2 protein-coding genes are annotated in these 1,545 nt (G+C 46.1%); both read right to left on the minus strand.

Translation table 11 applies throughout. From position 1 onward, the window contains the following. Positions 1-24 precede the first annotated feature (24 nt). A complete protein-coding gene (locus H6A27_RS14325; protein WP_420867866.1) occupies positions 25-1,011 on the minus strand; it encodes an IS4 family transposase in 987 nt (328 codons plus the stop codon). Then, positions 1,012-1,461 (minus strand): hypothetical protein, encoded by a 450-nt coding sequence (locus H6A27_RS14330; RefSeq protein WP_239469725.1) that lies wholly within the window; start codon positions 1,459-1,461, stop codon positions 1,012-1,014. Between the last annotated feature and the right edge of the window lie 84 nt (positions 1,462-1,545).

The raw sequence follows: 1,545 nt of genomic DNA on the forward strand, positions 1-1,545 counted from the left end.
TTACTCAAGTTTCTGATTTAGATTTTAGGCAGTTTGTGCATATGCCTGTAGTGCTTCCAGCCTCTTGTTGTTTTCGATAAGCTGACGCATCAGCGTGTCCTCATCTGCTCCAGTGAGTTCTGCAACTATGCCCACCACTTCAACAATTATTAGCCATATTTTCTCTACAACAGTCAGTTCGTAGGCTCCTGTATACACATCCTTGAAAAGTCTTCCTATGGTTTCGTAATCCAGACTTCTTTTCAGTAAGGCCAATAAGTTATACCGTATCATGACCAGCGAAACATGTGCCAGTTGGGCAGTGAAGTCCCGTGCGGAGCAATCGGCCAGCCCAAGCAGTCGTTTGCTATCGGCAAAGAAGACTTCAATGGCCCAACGCATGGCGTAGATTTCGTATGCGCGCATGAAATCAACCGATGTATCGGTAGTGAGCAGCATTCTCCATCCCTCAGCTTTGCCGCGCCGGCAGAAGAACAGACGGACCTGCCGTGTGCCCAGTTTCACATCGGTCATGGCATAGTGAATATGGTAACGTCTGCTGTACCTTATCTGTCTTGAGGATGAAAGCCTGCCGAGAATGGATCTGGCTGAAAGGTCTCCCCATGAGGTGGAATACTTTGTATTACCCATTTTCGCCATGCCAAGCAGATGAAACTTCTTATGGCAGCTGCATACAAAATCCACAAGCCCGGTATTTGTAAACCAGCTGTCCACCAGCAGATAATCAAAAGGAATCCTGTAGCGGATAGCGGCCTTGACCATCTCTATCAGCTTCTCGCCCTTACCCATGAAGTATTCTTCTTTACGTCCGGCTGCGTGGGAGCCTGCATCGCGTTTACGCTCATAGCGCCTTTTGCGTTGTTCGGCCGTCATCCCCTGTTCCTTGCCTTCCACTTTACCCTTCTCGCCATGAAGGGAAACGTCGAGCATGAACTGGGTGCGACCATCGCTCCAGCACAGCATGAGGGCCTTATACCCGAGAATACACTTCTGATGTATATGAGAGAAAATCTAGCCTATTGCCTCCATCCGGAATCCTGTCTTGGGCAGATCGGAATCATCAGCTATAAGAACTGCCGGAAGATGACTCTTCTTGAAATCCTTACGGCAGGTGATGGAAGAGACAAGCGTAACGGACATACGGTAAATCAGCCTGCGCCAATTGATATGGTCCTGTGCCATGAATGAATAGAACACATCCTTTCTGCCGCCAAACATACGATTGAGTATGGAGTTTTTATAATGTGAGAAACCTTTTATGGCAAAGAATGGCATCAGTACGATAAGTTGGAATACCTGTAGATTGGTCAGTTGGCAGTTGCTCCTTTTATTACCGCCCAGACTGCGGTTGTCAAAACGGAGGGAGACAAGAAGGGTGGAAAACATATCCATGATGGAACTTTTTCGTTTTTCACTGAAAAAATTCTTGAGTTCTGACGGAATATTAGTATATTTGCTCATGGCTTTGAGATGTGGAATTAGTCGTTTGGGAGCTACTAATTTACTCAATTTCTGTTATATACAGAAATTCTCAAAGCCTTTTTT

Origin of the sequence: Bacteroides caecigallinarum (assembly GCF_016902295.1) — a bacterium.
Taxonomy (GTDB): domain Bacteria; phylum Bacteroidota; class Bacteroidia; order Bacteroidales; family Bacteroidaceae; genus Phocaeicola; species Phocaeicola caecigallinarum_A.